Here is a 13,072-nt window from a genome sequence, read left to right as displayed (position 1 = left end):
GGGCTGCGACGCGACGCCCCTCTCCCTCGGGAGGGGGGCTTTTTGCTTTTTTCGGACCTCGTTCACGCTGCCTTCGAAAGGGAGCCTCCATGCCGCTTCCCGATCCGCGGACCCTTCACCCGATCCCGGGCTGGAAGGGCACGGCCTTCCTGAAGGCCGTCGTCGACCACCCGCTGATCGAGGTCGGCGACTACAGCTATTATGACGACTCGCGCGGGCCGGAGCACTTCGTCGGCCGCTGCGTGCGCTATCACTTCGACTTCATCGGCGACCGGCTGATCATCGGAAAATTCGTTGCCATCGCCCAGGCGGCACAGTTCATCATGAATGGCGCGAACCACCCGATGAGCGGCTTCTCGACCTATCCATTCCAGATGTTCGGATTCGAGGGCGCTCCCGAGATGACGCCGGACAAGCTTGGCCTGCGTGGCGACACGGTGATCGGCAATGATGTCTGGATCGGCCGCGAGGCGGTGATCATGCCCGGCGTGACGATTGGCGACGGCGCCATCATCGGGACACGGGCCCAGGTCTCGCGCGATGTGCCAGCCTATGCGGTGGTTGTCGGCAATCCCGGTCAGATCGTAAAGATGCGCTTCCCGGCCGAGACGATCGCGGAACTCCTCGCCATACGTTGGTGGGATTGGGATGCAGAGACAATCTCCCGCAATCTCGGTGCAATCGCCGGCGCCAACATCGACGCCTTGCGCGCCGCCGTGTAGGCAGGACCCATGACAGCAAGCACGACAACCCCCTTCACTCCGGACGAGATCGAGAGCGCTCGCAAGCTCTTCGAAGGTCCCTGGGATTTCGTCTGGGCCTCGACCAAGATCGACGACCTGCCCCCCATGGTCGGCCAGGAGATCGCCTTTGCCGGGCGCTCCAATGTCGGCAAGTCGAGCCTGATCAATGCTCTGACGCGGCGCAACGCGCTGGCGCGGACCTCGCATACGCCGGGCCGTACCCAGCAGCTCAATTTCTTCCGCCAGGTCGGGCATGATGAGCGCCTGACCATCGTCGACATGCCCGGCTACGGCTATGCCGCCGTCGGGCGCGACAAGGTCGCGGCCTGGACCAATCTGATTCACGAATATCTGCGCGGCCGCTCCAACCTGATGCGGGTCTATGTGCTGATCGACGCCCGCCATGGCATCAAGGATGTCGACGGCGCGGTGCTGGAGACGCTCGACAAGGCCGCCGTCTCCTATCAGGTCGTGCTGACCAAGGGCGACGCGATCAAGAAGGCCGACCAGCAGTTCATGCAGGAAGCGACCTTCGACGAGATCAAGCGCCGGCCGGCCGCCTTCCCCGAGGTGCTGCTCACCTCGAGCGAAAAGGGCCTCGGCATTCCGGAGCTGCGCGCAGCGATCGCGCGCGTATTGGCAGAGCGGGCATAAGCCTCGCGGCTGCCGTGATGGTGAGGGAGGCGAGGCAATCCGGCCAGTCCTCCTCGCGAGCCCCCGCACGCCAGCATTTCGGTCCGGTCCAGAGAAAGTGATCCTGCCATGAGCGCCGCAAAGATTCATCTCACGCTGGCCGCGCTGATGGGCCTTGCGGGCGTGACGCTCCTGGCTGCGGCAGCGCATGGCCCAGGCACGAGCGGCCTCCAGACCGCCGGCCAGATGCTGCTGACCCACGCTCCCGTGATCCTGGGCGCAACGGCCGCACGCAAGGCCGGGTTGCTCTCCGACCTGCTGGCGCGTGTCGCGCTCTCCGTCATCATCCTCGGCGTCGCGCTCTTTGCCGCCGATCTCACCCGGCGTGGCTTCTATGATGAGCGGCTCTTTGCGGGCGCCGCACCTGCTGGCGGCTTCCTGATGCTGGCCGGCTGGCTCGCTCTGGCCTTCTCTGCCCTGTTCGCGCGGCGTAGCTGAACCGCGCCCGCCGGCTTCCGCCCCGGGCATTCTTCGGCTAGAAGGCCCGGCGCGCGATCCTCGCGTCCCGCGGAGCCTGCCGATGATCAATCCCGCCGTCCACCTGACGCCGTCGCAATCGGCAGAACTGCTGGTTCAGGCGCTGCCGCATATGCAGCGCTACGATCAGGAAATCATCGTGATCAAATATGGCGGCAACGCCATGGGCGATGCCGCGACCGCCGAGGATTTTGCCGAGGATATCGTCCTGCTCGAGCAGTCCGGCTTGAAGCCGGTCGTTTGCCATGGCGGCGGCCCGCAGATCGCCCGCATGCTCGACAAGCTCGGCATCAAGTCGGAGTTCAAGCAGGGCCTGCGGGTCACCGACCGCGCAACCGTCGATGTCGTCGAGATGGTTCTGGCCGGCTCGGTCAACAAGGAGATCGTCGGCTACATCTCGCGCGAGGGTGGCAAGGCGATCGGGCTCTGCGGCAAGGACGGCAATATGGTGACCGCCCGCAAGGTGACCCGCACCGTCGTCGATCCCGATTCCAAGATCGAGCAGGTGCTCGATCTTGGCTTTGTAGGCGAGCCTGAAGCGGTGAACATCAGCGTGCTGGAGGCCGTGCTGAAGGCGGAGCTGATCCCCGTGCTGGCACCAGTCTGTGCCGCCGCCGACGGCCAGACCTACAACGTCAATGCCGATACCTTTGCGGGCGCGATAGCCGGTGCACTCAACGCCAAGCGCCTGCTGCTGCTGACCGATGTGCCCGGCGTGCTCGACAAGGACAAGAACCTGATTCCGGAGCTTACGGTGGAGCAATGCCGCCGCCTGATCGCGGACGGCACCATCTCCGGCGGCATGATCCCGAAGATCGAGACCTGCATCTACGCGCTCGAAAAGGGCGTCGAGGCGGTCGTCATCCTTGACGGAAAGATCCCGCACGCGGCGCTGATCGAGCTTTTCACCGATACCGGCTCGGGCACCATCATCAGAAGGTGATCCACCTTTGCCGGTGATGCGTGCCGGCAACGACAGGTTCATCATCCTCCCGGGGGCGTCTCGGGAGGAGCCATCATGGGTTACTCGATCACCATCGCGCTCGGCCTCGGCCTCTCGCTGGCCATGGTCGGTCTTGCACTCGTCCGCACCACGTCACGACGGCGAGAGGATATCGCGCGTGTCCCGGCGCGAAGCGCCAGGTCATTTCGGGACGAAAGGTAGGGAGACGGGCCGCATGTGTCTCATGCGCGACCCGTTCACGCCACATGCGGCGCTTGAGAGAACCGCCTGATCATTGCTCTGATCGCGGGTCAGCAGCCTGACCGCCGATCGGCCAGTGTCGTCGCACGTCGGTAAACCTTTGCGGAAGACTTGCATGCGACGCTGACGTCGCCACATGACATAGCCCATGAATCAGAAACCGATCATATCCGCCGTTACGCCGCTCCTGCCGAATGCGGAAGCCTTTGCGCATGTCGAGCACTGGGTTTTCGATCTCGACAACACGCTCTATTCGCACGAGGCAAAAGTCTGGCCGCAGGTCGATGAGCGCATCACGCTGTTCCTCGGCGAGCTGTTCGGGCTCGACGGGCTGTCGTCGCGGGCGCTGCAGAAATACTATTACCAGCGCTACGGCACGACCCTGAAGGGATTGATGGAGGAACACGGCGTCGATCCCGACGATTTCCTCGATTTCGCGCACCAGATCGACCTCTCCCTGCTCGATCCCAACCCCGCGCTTGGCGACGCCATCGCCGCCCTACCGGGGCGCAAGCTCATCCTCACCAACGGCTCGCGCGGACATGCCGAGAATGTCGCGGGCAAGCTCGGTATCCTCCACCATTTCGAGGACATCTTCGACATCGTCGAGGCTGGCTTCCTGCCCAAACCCGAGCGCGCGACCTATGAGCATTTCCTGGCGAAACATGCGGTCGATCCCAGCCGCGCCGCCATGTTCGAGGACATCGAGAGGAACCTGCTGGTCCCCAACGCGCTCGGCATGAAGACCGTGCTGATCCTGCCGCAGACGCCGGACCCGTTCCGCGAAGCCTGGGAGCAGGCCGCGATTGAAGCCGGCCATGTCCACCACGTCACGACCGACCTCACCGGCTTCCTCACCCCGCTCGGGCGCCCGCCGAAACCGTCACGCTAAGACATCGGCCCGAAAAGTGGATTGCGGTTTTCGGGGAAGCCGATGCAATCACAGATAGTTAGATCAACGGACCGGATACTATATCCGGCCCGATGATCTAAGGCGCAGATCTCGGGCGTTCCTTCCGGAGAATTTTTGTCCGTCTTTACGAACGATGGCTGAGCTGTTATTCCCCTTGTCCGTTATAACGAACGGTCGGAGTTCAGTTCATGTCAGGCCCAGACGCTGGCGCAAAGGCGCTGCATCCCGAAACGCGGCTGGTTCATGCCGGCACCCTGCGCTCGCAGTTCGGCGAGACGTCGGAAGCGCTCTTCCTGACGCAGGGCCATGTCTATGACAGCGCCGAGCAATGCGAGGCGCGCTTCCTGAACAAGGATCCGGGCTTCCAATATGCCCGCTTCTCGAACCCGACCGTGACCATGCTGGAACAGCGCATGGCCGCCTTCGAGGGGGCCGAAGCCTGCCGCGCTACGGCGACCGGCATGGCCGCCGTGACGGCAGCAGTGATGAGCCTGGTGCGTGCTGGCGACCACGTCGTCGCGGCGCAGGCCCTGTTCGGCTCCTGTCGCTATGTCGTCGAGGATCATCTGCCGCGCTACGGCGTGGAATCGACGCTGGTGAACGGCCCCGATATCGAGGCCTGGCGGAAGGCCGTGCAGCCCAACACCAAGGTCTTCTTCCTGGAAAGCCCCGCGAACCCGACACTCGAGGTCATCGACATCGCGGCCGTCGCCGCGCTGGCGAAGGAGGTCGGCGCCAAGCTCGTGGTCGACAATGTCTTCGCGACCCCGCTCTTCCAACGTCCGCTCGAACTCGGTGCCGACTGCGTCGTCTACTCGGCAACGAAGCATATCGACGGGCAAGGCCGCTGCCTCGGCGGACTGGTCCTCGCCTCGGAGGAATTGATCCAGAGCGAGATCCAGACCTTTCTGCGCCAGACCGGGCCGGCGATGTCGCCCTTCAACGCCTGGGTGATGCTGAAGGCCCTGGAGACGCTGCCGCTGCGCGTCAACCGGCAGGCGCAGAGCGCCGCGATCCTTGCGGCCTGGCTGGCCAAGCAGCCCAAGCTGCCGAAAGTGATCTTTCCGGGCGACCCCAATCATCCGCAAGCCGAGATCATTGCGCGCCAGATGAGCGGTCCCTCGACCCTGATCGCCTTCGAGGTCAGTGGCGGCAAGGAGGCCGTCTACCGCCTGCTCAATGCGCTCAAGCTGATCCGCATCTCCAACAATCTCGGCGATGCCAAGAGCCTGATCGTGCACCCCGCCACGACGACCCATCAGCGCTTCACGCCGGAGATTCGCGCCAGCATGGGCGTCACCGACGGGCTGGTGCGCTTCTCGGTCGGGCTCGAACATCCCGACGACCTGATCGCCGATTTCGAGCGTGCGTTGGCGGCGGTCTGAGGGCCGCCCCTCAGCCAAGTGCAGAGCCGGGACCCAGAGCATTCCGGAATGGGTTCCCGAGCTCCCGTTCGGGAGAGGTCGGCGCGGCTATGCCGCGCGCTTCAGTCCCACCCTGCTCCAGATTTCGGTCAGCGCCACCACGAGCTGATCGATATCCGCATCGCTGTGCAGCGGCGACGGCGTGATGCGCAGCCGCTCGGTGCCGCGCGGCACCGTCGGATAGTTGATGGGCTGGACATAGATGTCGAAGCGCGCCAGCAGCTCGTCGCTGATCGCCTTGCACAGGCCCGCGTCGCCGACCATCACCGGGACGATATGACTGGGATTGGCGAGATGCGCGATGCCGACCGCGTCGAGCCGACTCCTAAACGCCATGACCCTGTCGGCCTGGCGCTCGCGCTCCACTGAGCTCGTCTTGAGATGACGGATCGCGGCGAGCGCCCCCGCCGCAAGGTTCGGCGGCAGGGAGCTCGAGAAGATGAAGCCCGAGGCAAAGCTGCGGACATAGTCGCAGAGCGCGGCCGAGCCAGCGATATAGCCGCCCATCACGCCGAAGGATTTGGCCAGCGTGCCCTCGATCAGGGTCAGGCGATCGCTGAGGCCGTCGCGCTCGCTGATGCCGCCGCCACGCGGCCCGTAGAGGCCAACAGCGTGGACCTCGTCGATATAGGTCATGGCACCGAACTCGTCGGCGATGTCGCAGAAAGCGGCGACCGGGGCGATATCGCCGTCCATCGAATAAACCGACTCGAAGGCGATCAGCTTGGGCCGGGCCGGATCGATGCTCTGCAGCTTGCGGCGCAGATCGTCGGGATCATTATGGGCGAAGATCAGCTTCTCCGCGCGCGAATGCCGGATGCCCTCGATCATCGAGGCATGGTTCAGCGCATCGGTCAGGACGACGCAGCCCGGGAGCCGGGAGGCCAGTGTCGAGAGCGAGGCCCAGTTCGACATGTAACCGGAGTTGAAGAGAAGCGCTGCCTCCTTGCCGTGCAGGTCGGCCAGTTCCCGCTCAAGCAGCACATGGTAGTGGTTGGTGCCGCTGATATTGCGGGTGCCGCCGGCACCAGCGCCGCAACCGGCAAGAGCCTCCTGCATCGCGGCCAGCACGTCGGGATGCTGGCCCATGCCGAGATAGTCGTTGGAACACCAGACCGTGATCTCGCGGGGCCCGTCCGCGCCATGGTAGCGCGCACGCGGAAAGCGCCCGACGATTCGCTCCAGATCGGCGAAGACCCGGTAGCGTCCCTCCGTGCGAAGCGCGTCGAGCTCCGTGCGGAAGAAGTGTTCGTAGTCCATCGGTGGCCTCCTGCGACGGGCCTCTCCTACGAGAGAGGAGCCTAACGCGAAATGGTGCGCGGTGTCGCGGGGGCGGTTACGGAACGACCGTTACGGCATGTACTGGCCGCCATTGACCTCGAGAATCTGGCCCGTGACGAAGCTGCCGAGTGTCTCGGAGGCGAGATAGAGGAACGCGCCGACGCATTCATCCGCCTTGCCGAGCCGGTCCATCGGGATGCCGGCCTGCATCGCGGCGAGTTGCTCGGGGGTCGAGTAGCGCTCGTGGAACGGTGTCATGATCACCCCGGGCGAAACGGCGTTGACCCGGATCCTGTGTTTGACCAGTTCGCGAGCCCAGCCGCGGGTCGCCGTCGAGATGAACCCCTTTGAGGCGGCGTAGAGCACGGAGCCTGGGCCGCCACCAATGCGCGCCGCGACCGAGCTGACATTGACGATGCTGCCGCCCGTGCCCTGCGCGATCAGGGTCCTGGCCGCCTCGCGCATGAAATGCGCGACCTGGCGGATGTTGAGATCGATGATGTCGTCGATGATGCCATCGTCATAATCGGTGACCGGCACGCGCTTCACCAACCCGCCGGCATTGTTGATCAGCACATCGAGTCCGCCGAGGCCCGAAAGCGCCTCGGCCATGATGCGCGGAATCTCGCCGCTCTCCGTGACGTCGCCGCCAATCAGCACAGCCTTGCCACCGGCCGCCTCGATCTCGCGGGCCACCGCTTGCGCCTTGTCACGGCTGGCATTGTAGTGAACGCCGACGCGAGCGCCATTGGCACCGAAGGCCCGCGCAGCCGCCGCGCCAATGCCGGTGCTGGCCCCGGTGATCAGTACTCTCTTGCCCCTGAGATCAGCCAATTGCGGCCAGTTCGGTGTCGAATGATGCTGTGTCATCGCGCTCGGCTCTCCCTTAATCGATTGAATTCTTGAGCACGCCAAGGAGGCGTTCCTGAACCATATCGCGTGGGGCACGGCATGCCAGCGCCTCGGGCGCAGGGCACCCGAGGCGTCGCGTCAGATCAGCTTTGCGAGAGGCTGATCAGGCTTGCGGGAGATAGGCAGCCCGCCCGCTCGCCAGAGCGGAGTCGAGGAGTTCGATGCGATCCTGGCCCCAGAAAACCTCGCCATCGAGCACATAGGAGGGCGCCCCGAAGACACCGGCAGCGATCGCGTCGACGCGATTGGCTTCATAGCGCTCAGAACTCGCCGCACTCTCGGCGGCCGTCAGCAGGGCCTCGGCCGGAAGCCCCTCCGCAGTGGCCAGCCCGGCGATCACCGAGCGATCGCCCATGTCCCGCTCGTCCGACCAGATGGTGTGGAAGGCGCGGCGCAGGAACGCATCGGGATCATGGCCAGCCGCCACCACGGCGGTGACGAAGCGATCCGCCAGGGAAGGATCGAACGGCACATGCTTCGGCTGCAACACCAGCGGCAAGCCACGCCGTTCGCGCCAGCGCTGCAGCTCAACGAGACGATAGCGCTGGCGCGAGGGGTGGCGCTTCGGTAGCGGCAGTCCGCCCGTCTCGTCGAAAACCGCCCGCACCGGCATCGGCCGGTAGGTCACCGTCGCGCCATGGCGCTTGGCGGTCTCGAGGAAAGTCGCATGGCCGAGATAGGCCCAGGGCGAGGACAGCGTGAAGAAATAGTCGATCATGCGAGGCATTGGCAGGCGAATCCGTTGTCAGGAGCGCTCAAGATGAGGCGTTCGGCGCACAATGCGCTGCCGGGGGCTGAGCCACCAATTCCAAATCTTGACCTCGCCCATCAGTGCACGGCCGTTTTCATTGCTGCAGCCACGCCACAAGGACCGGCCGATTATTCACGAAACGGCAAAGCTGCTTGGTTTGAAACCTGAATCCGTCTTGGATCAAGGAGTTAGGGCGCAAAAACCGCCGGAAAGCCGGTTTCCCCTTTCGGATGCCATGCTCTAGACCAGAGGAAACAGAACGGACCACGCGGAAGGGACGAGCATGGCGGTTTCGATCGACGGGCGCACGCTCAAGGGCAAGCAGGTTCTCAAGGTCGCAAGGCCGGGCCCTTCCGGTCGCTACGAGAAGGCCGGCCTCGCCAAGGCGGCACACGAGCGCATTGCGGCGACACGCGCCCATATCGATGCGCATTTCATGACCGACGATGCGCCGTTCATGTATTCCTTCAACACGGGTGTCGGCCTGTTCAAGGACCAGCGCGTGCTGATGTCGGAGATGACCGAATATCAGCGCAAGAGCGTCTACGCGCACGCGACCGGCATCGGAGAGCCATTCGCTGAAGACGTGACGCGCGCCACCATGCTGTTGCGCGCCAATGCCTTCGCCTCGAATTATTCCGGCCCCCAGGTCGAGCTCGTCGAGCGCCTGCTCGCCTGCCTCAATGCCGGCGTGCACCCGGTGATCCCGCAGAAGGGCTCGGTCGGCGCCTCCGGCGATCTCGCCCCGCTCGCCCATATGTCGGCGGCTGTCTGTGGCTTCGCCGAAGCCGAAGCGATCTACAAGGGCAAGCGCATGCCGGCGCGCGATGCGCTGGCGAAGGCTGGCCTCACACCGGATTTCCCGCTCGGCGCCAAGGATGCCTCTGCCCTGATCAACGGCTCGACGGTTTCGCTCGCGCTCGGCGTCCTGGCGAGCGAGGATGCCAAACGCCTGGTCAAGGCGGCCGATATCGGGCTCGCGCTTTCGCTGGAGGCGATGCGGGGCGAGCTTGCAGCCTTCGATCCGCGCGTCCACGCCGCGCGTCCCCATCCGGGCCAGGGGCTGGTGGCCCGCAATATCCTGAAACTGACGCAGGGCTCGAAGCGCTGCTCGGCTTCGGCCCGCGAGACGATCTACCCCGACGAGATCGGCCGCACCCCCGGCAAGCCGCCGTCACCACGCGTGCAGGATGTCTATTCGCTGCGCTGCGGCCCGCAGGTGCATGGTCCGGCACGCGAGGCCCTCGACTACGTGCTGCGCGTCATCGGCACCGAGACCAACTCGGCCACGGACAACCCGCTGATCTTCGAGGAAAGCGGCAGCTACACCGTGATCTCCGGCGGTCATTTCCACGGCCAATACGTCGCGCAGGCGATGGACCTGCTCGCCATTGCCATGACCGATCTCGGCTCGATCTGCGAGCGCCGCCTCGCCCGGCTGATCGACCCGACGCTCAGCTACGGCCTGCCGCGCAACCTGCTCGCCGGCAAGCGCGGCCTGAATACCGGCTTCGCCACGGTGCAGTGCTCGATGTCGGCGCTGGTGATGGAGAACCGGACGCTGTCGTCGCCGGGATCCGTCGATTCGATCCCCGGCAAGTCGAATGCCGAGGACCATGTCTCGAACTCGACCTGGTGCGGCCGAAAGGCTCGCACCGTGGTCGAAAATGTCGAGATGATCATTGCCATGGAAATCCTGATGGCCTGCCAGGCGCTGACCCTGATCGCGGAGACCGCCAAGGGCCATCCGCTCGGCCGGGGCACGCAGGCGGCGCTCGACGCCTTGCGCGAGACGATCCCGCCCGCGCTCGATGGCGACCGCTGGTACGCCGCCGAGATGAATCAGGCGACGGCGCTGGTGCGCTCGGGCGCGATCGTCGAGGCGGTCGAGGCCGTGGTCGGGGCGCTCGAGTAAGGCCAGCCGTCACGCGGCTTTTGCACGAAAATAGCTGCTCGGCGCGTACAGCCGAGCAGGACGAGGGGTTACCCCTCCTGCCGCGCCAGCTCCAGGATGGTCTCGAGTAGCACCCGGATCGCGATGCCGGCGTCGAGTTCGGTCATGTTCTCGAGCGGAGAATGGCTGATGCCCCTCTCGCAGCGGACGAAGAGCATGGCTGAGGGACAGAGGCGTGCCATCGCCATGGCGTCATGGCCGGCGCCGGACGGGAGACGGCGAGCACCGAGGTTCGAGCCCGTACGCGCGATGCCCGTCGCAAAGGCCCCCTGCAGCCGCTCCGCCATCGGCGTCGCATCTTCCTGCGAATAGGGCGTGATCTCCAACCCGACACCGCGCCGAGCCGCGATCGCGGCGAAGCGCTCGGCAATGGCCTTGTCCATGCTCGCGAGCGTCTCGTTGCGCGGAGAACGGAAATCGATGGAGAAGTCGACCGCGCCGGGCACGACATTGGTGGCGCCCGGATCGGGCCGGAACACACCGACCGTGCCAACCGCCTGCTCATGCGCAGCCGCGATGTCCTCGAGCGCCAGCGCCATCTCCGCGGCAGCGGCAAGTGCATCCTTGCGCAGCGCCATCGGGACCGTCCCGGCATGGCCGGCCTCGCCGGTGACGCGGACCCGGGCCCGCTTCTGGGCGTTGATGGCCGTAACGATGCCGACGGCCTCGTTTTCGCTCTCCAGCACCGGACCCTGCTCGATATGGACTTCGAGATAGGCCATTACGGTGCCGGGCTTGCGCTTCAGCGCAGCAATTCCCGCCGGGTCGCCGCCGAAGGCGACGAGGGCGTCGCGCAGCACCACGCCATCCTCATCGCGCGAATTGAGCCAGGCCGGATCGTAATGCCCGATCAGGGCCGATGAGGTCGAAAGGGAGGTCGGAAAGCGCACCGTCTCCTCGTCCCCGAAGGCGACGACCTCCAGCGCGAAGGGCAGGACGATGCCGGCATCGCGAAGGGCCTGTGCTGCAAGGATACCGGCGATGACACCGAGATTGCCGTCAAACCGGCCGCCATCCTTCACCGTATCGATATGCGAGCCGATCAGCACGGCGGGAAGGCCAGGCTTTGCGCCGTCGCGTCGGCCCTGGACCGATCCGGCGGCATCGATGAAGGCGTCGAGCCCCGCCACTTCCATCGCGCCCTTCGTCCACTCGGCAGCCTGCCGATGCGAAGGGGACAGGTAGAGGCGGGTGATCTTGCCCGGCTCGTCGGTGAAGCGGTTCAGTCCATCGAGTGCGGCAAAGGCGCGGGCACCAAGGACGGCGGCGGAGGGAAGCGAGGCGGTCATGGCGAAACCATAGCGCATCGGCCCGGTGGGGGAAGCAGCCAGAGGCGCCCCAGGATCGAATTTCCATGACTGGCATGACGGCCCATCCGCCTGCTAATCATCCAGCCGGAGCACCGTCTCTCTTCACCCCCCTGGAAAGCACTCGTCCGCGCCGCACCGCCGGTACCGGATGAAGCGGCTCCCCATCGCGAGACGTTGCCATGACCGACCCAACCGACCACGGAATCCGCTTCGGACGGATTGCCGCTATGTTGCCAGTACGCGACATGGAGAAGGCCCACGACTTCTACACACGGGTGCTCGGCTTCCGAAAAATCTTCGAGAACGGTGTGCCCGTCGGCTTCATGATCCTGAAGCGCGATGAAGCCGAACTGCATCTCACCCTGCAGAAGACGCATCCCGCTGCGCCATTCAACGTCGCCCATCTGATGGTCGGAGATGCCGAGGCCCTGCACGCGATTTGCCAGCGCGAAGGGCTGCGCATCATCAAGGGGCTGCGGGACCAGAAATACGGGCTGCGGTCCTTCGTCTTCGCCGATCCGGACGGCAACCGGATCAATGTCGGCCAGCGCCTCTGACCGAAGGGGATCCGCGCCGCGCAGAACCGCGCGGCGCGGATCGGGATCAGTAGGTCGCGCGCCCGCCCGACAGATCGAACACCGCGCCTGTGGTGAAGCTGTTTTCGGCGGAAGCCAGGAAACCGACCATCGAGGCGACCTCGTCAGGCTGCAGGAAACGGCCGCGCGGGATCTTGGCCAGCATGTAGCCGATATGCTCCTCGCTCATCTGGTCGAAGATGCGGGTCCGCGCCGCCGCGGGCGTGATGCAGTTGACCGCGATATCCTTGTCGGCGAGTTCCTTGCCGAGCGATTTGGTCAAGGCGATCACCGCCGCCTTCGAGGCGGAATAGGCCGAGGCGTTGGGGTTGCCTTCCTTGCCGGCGATCGACGCGACCAGCACCAGCCGGCCGTAATTGCGCTTCAGCATTCCAGGTATCACCGCCTGGCAGCAATGCAGCGTGCCATCGACATTCAGGCGCATGATCTTCGCCCATTCGTCGAGCGGGTATTCCCAGGTCTTCAGGTTGGGGCCCGCGATGCCGGCGCTGGTGACGAGGATATCGACACTGCCGAGGCGAGCCTCGAGCGCGTCGGCCGCCCGCTTCACGGCCGCAGCATCGGTGACATCGATGGCGATCCCGGTCGCGCCCTTGCCGATCTCGCCCGCCGCCTTCGCCGCAAGCGCACCATCGAGGTCCCAGATCTCGACCTTGGCGCCACTCGCCGCGAAGCGCTCGGCAACCGCACGGCCAATCCCCTGCGCTCCACCGGTCACAATGGCGACGCGACCGTCTAAATCGATTTGGTTCATGGCAAGCCCCCGGCTGAGAAGTCGGACTGCACGGTAGCGGCCTGATTTCCGCTAGGCCAG

The 13,072-nt window shown here is 65.3% G+C and carries 14 protein-coding genes; 9 read left to right on the top strand and 5 right to left on the bottom strand.

The window, feature by feature from the left end; translation table 11 throughout:
• Window positions 1-89: 89 nt before the first annotated feature.
• The 7 genes from AB4118_RS15285 (at window position 90) to AB4118_RS15255 (ending at window position 5,415) form a co-directional block, all read left to right on the top strand.
• Window positions 90-722 carry a CatB-related O-acetyltransferase gene (locus AB4118_RS15285; RefSeq protein ID WP_441490529.1) on the top strand — a complete coding sequence of 211 codons (633 nt, stop codon included), beginning with the start codon at window positions 90-92 and terminating at the stop codon, window positions 720-722.
• 9 nt (window positions 723-731) lie between these two features.
• Complete coding sequence (yihA, locus tag AB4118_RS15280) at window positions 732-1,397, top strand: ribosome biogenesis GTP-binding protein YihA/YsxC (RefSeq protein ID WP_441490528.1); 666 nt, start codon at window positions 732-734, stop codon at window positions 1,395-1,397.
• A gap of 108 nt (window positions 1,398-1,505) precedes the next feature.
• A complete protein-coding gene (locus tag AB4118_RS15275; RefSeq protein ID WP_441490527.1) occupies window positions 1,506-1,874 on the top strand; it encodes a DUF423 domain-containing protein in 369 nt (122 codons plus the stop codon).
• A gap of 82 nt (window positions 1,875-1,956) precedes the next feature.
• Window positions 1,957-2,856 carry an acetylglutamate kinase gene (gene argB, locus AB4118_RS15270; protein ID WP_043234901.1) on the top strand — a complete coding sequence of 300 codons (900 nt, stop codon included), beginning with the start codon at window positions 1,957-1,959 and terminating at the stop codon, window positions 2,854-2,856.
• 75 nt (window positions 2,857-2,931) lie between these two features.
• Entirely contained in the window at window positions 2,932-3,078 is a 147-nt protein-coding gene (locus AB4118_RS15265; protein ID WP_441490526.1) for a hypothetical protein, read from the top strand.
• 187 nt (window positions 3,079-3,265) lie between these two features.
• On the top strand, window positions 3,266-4,009 hold the full coding sequence (locus AB4118_RS15260; protein WP_441490525.1) for a pyrimidine 5'-nucleotidase: 744 nt from the start codon (window positions 3,266-3,268) through the stop codon (window positions 4,007-4,009).
• A 209-nt stretch (window positions 4,010-4,218) separates the two neighbouring features.
• Window positions 4,219-5,415: an O-succinylhomoserine sulfhydrylase gene (locus tag AB4118_RS15255; protein ID WP_441490524.1), complete on the top strand. Its 1,197-nt coding sequence runs from the start codon at window positions 4,219-4,221 to the stop codon at window positions 5,413-5,415.
• An 87-nt stretch (window positions 5,416-5,502) separates the two neighbouring features.
• Here the strand turns inward: AB4118_RS15255 and hemA are convergent, their stop codons facing one another.
• The 3 genes from hemA to AB4118_RS15240 form a co-directional block, all read right to left on the bottom strand.
• A complete protein-coding gene (hemA, locus tag AB4118_RS15250) occupies window positions 5,503-6,714 on the bottom strand; it encodes a 5-aminolevulinate synthase (RefSeq protein WP_441490523.1) in 1,212 nt (403 codons plus the stop codon).
• A 90-nt stretch (window positions 6,715-6,804) separates the two neighbouring features.
• Entirely contained in the window at window positions 6,805-7,605 is an 801-nt protein-coding gene (locus tag AB4118_RS15245) for an SDR family NAD(P)-dependent oxidoreductase (protein ID WP_441490522.1), read from the bottom strand.
• A 145-nt stretch (window positions 7,606-7,750) separates the two neighbouring features.
• Window positions 7,751-8,374: a 2-hydroxychromene-2-carboxylate isomerase gene (locus AB4118_RS15240; protein ID WP_441490521.1), complete on the bottom strand. Its 624-nt coding sequence runs from the start codon at window positions 8,372-8,374 to the stop codon at window positions 7,751-7,753.
• A gap of 307 nt (window positions 8,375-8,681) precedes the next feature.
• Here AB4118_RS15240 and AB4118_RS15235 point away from each other — a divergent pair, with 307 nt between their 5' ends.
• Window positions 8,682-10,313 carry an HAL/PAL/TAL family ammonia-lyase gene (locus tag AB4118_RS15235; protein WP_441490520.1) on the top strand — a complete coding sequence of 544 codons (1,632 nt, stop codon included), beginning with the start codon at window positions 8,682-8,684 and terminating at the stop codon, window positions 10,311-10,313.
• A gap of 68 nt (window positions 10,314-10,381) precedes the next feature.
• On the opposite strand, the gene AB4118_RS15230 is transcribed toward AB4118_RS15235, so the two are convergent.
• Window positions 10,382-11,641, bottom strand: a complete 1,260-nt coding sequence (locus tag AB4118_RS15230) for an allantoate amidohydrolase (protein WP_441490519.1) — start codon at window positions 11,639-11,641, stop codon at window positions 10,382-10,384.
• Between the two features lie 200 nt (window positions 11,642-11,841).
• Between AB4118_RS15230 and AB4118_RS15225 the strand changes: the two genes are divergently transcribed.
• Complete coding sequence (locus tag AB4118_RS15225; protein ID WP_441490518.1) at window positions 11,842-12,219, top strand: glyoxalase superfamily protein; 378 nt, start codon at window positions 11,842-11,844, stop codon at window positions 12,217-12,219.
• Window positions 12,220-12,265: 46 nt separating this feature from the next.
• Here the strand turns inward: AB4118_RS15225 and AB4118_RS15220 are convergent, their stop codons facing one another.
• On the bottom strand, window positions 12,266-13,012 hold the full coding sequence (locus AB4118_RS15220) for an SDR family NAD(P)-dependent oxidoreductase (RefSeq protein ID WP_069878438.1): 747 nt from the start codon (window positions 13,010-13,012) through the stop codon (window positions 12,266-12,268).
• Window positions 13,013-13,072: the final 60 nt, after the last annotated feature.

The organism is Allobosea sp. 2RAB26 (assembly GCF_052115465.1).
Taxonomy (GTDB): Bacteria; Pseudomonadota; Alphaproteobacteria; order Rhizobiales; family Beijerinckiaceae; genus Allobosea.
Note: the sequence above shows the minus strand (reverse complement) of the source record. Positions and strands in the feature narration are given on the sequence as shown.

Coding starts and splice junctions, on each gene's coding strand:
- AB4118_RS15285 (WP_441490529.1), top strand. CDS start 90: ATGCCGCTTCCCGATCCGCGGACCCTTCACCCGATCCCGGGCTGGAAG.
- yihA (WP_441490528.1), top strand. CDS start 732: ATGACAGCAAGCACGACAACCCCCTTCACTCCGGACGAGATCGAGAGC.
- AB4118_RS15275 (WP_441490527.1), top strand. CDS start 1,506: ATGAGCGCCGCAAAGATTCATCTCACGCTGGCCGCGCTGATGGGCCTT.
- argB (WP_043234901.1), top strand. CDS start 1,957: ATGATCAATCCCGCCGTCCACCTGACGCCGTCGCAATCGGCAGAACTG.
- AB4118_RS15265 (WP_441490526.1), top strand. CDS start 2,932: ATGGGTTACTCGATCACCATCGCGCTCGGCCTCGGCCTCTCGCTGGCC.
- AB4118_RS15260 (WP_441490525.1), top strand. CDS start 3,266: ATGAATCAGAAACCGATCATATCCGCCGTTACGCCGCTCCTGCCGAAT.
- AB4118_RS15255 (WP_441490524.1), top strand. CDS start 4,219: ATGTCAGGCCCAGACGCTGGCGCAAAGGCGCTGCATCCCGAAACGCGG.
- hemA (WP_441490523.1), bottom strand. CDS start 6,714: ATGGACTACGAACACTTCTTCCGCACGGAGCTCGACGCGCTTCGCACG.
- AB4118_RS15245 (WP_441490522.1), bottom strand. CDS start 7,605: ATGACACAGCATCATTCGACACCGAACTGGCCGCAATTGGCTGATCTC.
- AB4118_RS15240 (WP_441490521.1), bottom strand. CDS start 8,374: ATGCCTCGCATGATCGACTATTTCTTCACGCTGTCCTCGCCCTGGGCC.
- AB4118_RS15235 (WP_441490520.1), top strand. CDS start 8,682: ATGGCGGTTTCGATCGACGGGCGCACGCTCAAGGGCAAGCAGGTTCTC.
- AB4118_RS15230 (WP_441490519.1), bottom strand. CDS start 11,641: ATGACCGCCTCGCTTCCCTCCGCCGCCGTCCTTGGTGCCCGCGCCTTT.
- AB4118_RS15225 (WP_441490518.1), top strand. CDS start 11,842: ATGACCGACCCAACCGACCACGGAATCCGCTTCGGACGGATTGCCGCT.
- AB4118_RS15220 (WP_069878438.1), bottom strand. CDS start 13,012: ATGAACCAAATCGATTTAGACGGTCGCGTCGCCATTGTGACCGGTGGA.